Here is a 3,518-nt window from a genome sequence, read left to right on the forward strand (position 1 = left end):
TGGCTTTGTTCACGGGTAGCGACAGCGTTTGTTCATGGGTTTGGGAGGCGCCCCGCTCCACGGTCGGGTGATGTTCACGGGTTTTGACAGCACCGCGGTTCTTGCCAGGGCAGCATCGGGATGCTCCTGGTGAAAGGTGCTGGTCATGCCGCAGATGTCGAAGGTCGAGCTGTATGCGGCGATCCGACGTGACCACCGAGCTGGCATGTCGATGCGGGCCCTGGAGCGCAAGTACGGAGTGACGTACCGGACGGTGCGGAAGGCGGTGAACTCGGCTTGGCCGGAGCCGCGGAAGAAGCTCCCGCCGCGAGCTACCGCGCTCGATCCGTACAAGTTCGTGATCGACCAGATGCTGCAGGCGGACCTGGATGCGCCGCGCAAGCAGCGGCACACGATCACGCGGATCTTCCACCGGCTTGTCGAGGAGAACGGCGCCGAGGACATCTCGTATCAGATGGTCCGGCGCTACGTCGCTGACCGGAAGCCCGAGATCCTGGCGACGTCCGGGAAAGCGCCGGTGGAAGCGTTCGTCCCGCAGTCCCACCAGCCCGCCATGGAGGCTGAGGTCGACTTCGGCGACGTCAAGGTGTGGCTGGCCGGCGAGCTGGTCACCTGCTACCTGTTCTCCTTCCGCCTGTCCTACTCGGGCAAGGCCGTCCACCGCGTCTTCGCCTCCTGCGGGCAGGAGGCGTTCTTCGAAGGCCACGTGCACGCGCTTCAAACGCTGGGTGGGGTCCCGCGGACCAAGGTCCGTTACGACAACCTGAAGTCCGCGGTCGCCCAGGTCCTGGGGCTGAGCCGGGCCCGGGTGGAGACGGACCGCTGGATCGCGTTCCGCTCCCACTTCGGCATCGAGAGCTTCTACTGCCGTCCCGGCATCGAGGGCGCCCACGAGAAGGGCGGGGTCGAGGGGCAGATCGGCTACTTCCGGCGCAACCACTTCACGCCCGTCCCCGAAGTCGGCTCGCTCGCCGAGCTGAACGAGCTGGTCGAGCAGTGGGATCTCCATGACGGACGCCGGCGCATCGGGGCGAGGCCGCGGACGATCGACGAGTACTTCGCCGTCGAACAGCCGCTGCTGGCGCCCCTGCCGGACAAGCCGTTCGAAACGGGACGGCTGTTCACGCCGCGAGTGGACCGCTACAGCCAGATCACCGTCCGCACCAACCGCTACTCGGTCCCCGTCCGCTTGATCGGCAAGAAGGTTCGGGTCATGCTGCACGCCTCTCACCTGGTGGTTTACGACCAGAATGTGGAAGTGGCCCGGCATGAGCGTCTGATCGCCAAGTGCGGAATCCGCCTGGAGCTGGACCACTACCTGGAGGCACTGGTCCGCAAACCGGGCGCCTTCCCCGGCGCCACCGCCCTGGAACAGGCCCGCTCGGCGGGGAGGTTCACCCCGGTCCATGACGCCTGGTGGGCTGCCGCCCGCAAGGTCCACGGCGAGAGGGACGGCACCCGAGCACTGATCGAAGTGCTGCTGCTGGGTCGGCATATCGCGCACGAACACCTGGTCGCCGGCCTGGCCACGGCCCTTCGGGCTGGAGCCCTGACCGCGGACACCGTGGCCCTGGAGGCCCGCAAGGCTGCCCAGACCGAGGAAGAACCCACGACCGTCCCTGCCCCCCGCGCTCCACACCCGACAGGCCAGCCCTCGGCGACCATCACGTCCTTGCACGAGTGGCGGCTCGCACACCTTCCGCCGGACACCAGGCCGCTGCCCTCGGTGACCCCCTATGACCAGTTGCTCCGCCGCCACCGCACCAGTGGCAGCACCCACCGTGAGGGAGAAGCCCAGTGACCCTGCCCCGCCAACGGAACATGACCGAGCAGGCCGCCGACGCTGCCATCGACACCGCCTGCCGTCTCCTGCGGCTGCCGACGATCCGGGCCGAGTTCCCCGACATCGCAACAGCCGCTGCCAAGGACCAGATGACCTACCGCGGCTTCCTAGCCGAGCTGTTGATGGCCGAGTGCGACGACCGGGCCCGTCGCCGGTCGGAGAGGCGGATCAAGGCGGCCGGCTTCCCCCGGGAGAAGTCCCTTCGGAGCTTCGACTTCGACGCCAACCCGAACATCGACCCGGCCACCATCCACACCCTCGCCAGCTGCGAGTGGATCAAGAAGAGCCAGCCACTCTGCCTCATCGGCGACTCAGGCACCGGCAAGTCCCACATGCTCATCGCCCTGGGCACCGAGGCCGCCATGAAGGGCTACCGCGTCCGCTACACCCTGGCCACGAAGCTGGTGAACGAGCTGGTCGAGGCCGCGGACGAGAAGCAGCTGAACAAGACCATCGCCCGCTACGGCCGCGTCGACCTGCTCTGCATCGACGAGCTCGGCTACATGGAACTCGACCGCCACGGCGCCGAACTCCTCTTCCAGGTCCTGACCGAACGCGAGGAAAAGAACAGCGTCGCCATCGCCTCCAACGAGTCCTTCGGAGGCTGGACGAAGACGTTCACCGACCCCCGGCTCTGCGCGGCCATCGTCGACCGCCTCACCTTCAACGGCACCATCATCGAGACCGGCACCGACTCCTACCGCCTCGCCTCCACCCGAGCCCGAGCCGAACACGTCGAGGCCAGTTGATCTGGCACGGCTGTCTGCTGATCTGTCGCCGCCGAGGAAGGTCCCGGACGAAAATCGGAGCCCAGCCTGCCGATGAAGAGGAGATGGTCGTGAGGCACAAACTGGATTTGTGGCGTCAAGGGCTCGGAGAGGTGCCCGAGTCGGTCTGGCGACAGACTGAGCTCGACGTGCTGATCCTCGCGGACAACGGACTCACGGCCCTCCCGCCGGGCATCGGGCAGCTCCACCGGCTGAAGACCCTGGACCTCGGCCACAACGCGCTGGCGTCGGTGCCCGAAGAACTCGGCAAGCTGACCGATCTCAGTGACTGCCTCTACCTGCACGACAACCAGCTGTCCCGGCTTCCCGACTCATTGGGAAACCTGACCCGTCTGCGTTACCTCAACGTTGGCGAGAACCCCCTCACCGCCCTGCCGGAGAGCATCGGTGGGCTGAGTGGCCTCACCGAGCTCAGAGCGCAGCACAGCCAGCTCACCACCCTGCCTGACACCATCGGCCAGCTCCACAGCCTGCGTGAGCTATGGCTCCGGGGAAACGCGATCGAGCACCTGCCGTCGTCAGCAGCCAACCTGCACGAACTACGTCACCTGGACCTACGCGAGAACTCCCTGACTGAGATGCCGGAGTCACTCGCCGGCCTCCCGCGACTGCGTCAGATCGACCTGCGGAGCAACAACCTCGGCCGGCTGCCCGACTGGCTCGCCCTGATGCCGTCGCTGGAGAAGCTGGACCTGCGCTGGAACAAGGTCGATCCCTCCCCACCGCTCCTCAGCAAGCTGGAGCGGCTGGGGTGCGTCGTCCTGACCTGACAGCGACGCCCCATCGCGCCAGTGCTGCTATTTCTCGTGAACAAGCACGAGTGAGATGATCACCAAACGCTGCTGAAACTCGTCAACAAACGCTGTCGCTGAACGTGAACGAAGCCA

Annotated in this window: 3 protein-coding genes; all 3 read left to right on the forward strand. The window is 66.5% G+C overall.

The features are described 5' to 3' along the window. The first annotated feature begins 154 nt into the window (after window positions 1-154). The 3 genes from istA (at window position 155) to K7472_RS32155 (ending at window position 3,401) form a co-directional block, all read left to right on the forward strand. A complete protein-coding gene (gene istA / locus K7472_RS32145) occupies window positions 155-1,801 on the forward strand; it encodes an IS21 family transposase (protein ID WP_222982780.1) in 1,647 nt (548 codons plus the stop codon). Continuing rightward, window positions 1,798-2,592, forward strand: a complete 795-nt coding sequence (gene istB, locus K7472_RS32150) for an IS21-like element helper ATPase IstB (RefSeq protein ID WP_308014185.1) — start codon at window positions 1,798-1,800, stop codon at window positions 2,590-2,592. The genes istA and istB overlap by 4 nt, the downstream gene beginning before the upstream one ends. Window positions 2,593-2,675: 83 nt before the next feature. Then, window positions 2,676-3,401: a leucine-rich repeat domain-containing protein gene (locus K7472_RS32155; protein WP_222982777.1), complete on the forward strand. Its 726-nt coding sequence runs from the start codon at window positions 2,676-2,678 to the stop codon at window positions 3,399-3,401. Window positions 3,402-3,518 lie beyond the last annotated feature (117 nt).

The organism is Streptantibioticus parmotrematis (assembly GCF_019890615.1).
Taxonomy (GTDB): domain Bacteria; phylum Actinomycetota; class Actinomycetes; order Streptomycetales; family Streptomycetaceae; genus Streptantibioticus_D; species Streptantibioticus_D parmotrematis.

Coding starts and splice junctions, on each gene's coding strand:
- istA (WP_222982780.1), top strand. CDS start 155: ATGTCGAAGGTCGAGCTGTATGCGGCGATCCGACGTGACCACCGAGCT.
- K7472_RS32155 (WP_222982777.1), top strand. CDS start 2,676: ATGGTCGTGAGGCACAAACTGGATTTGTGGCGTCAAGGGCTCGGAGAG.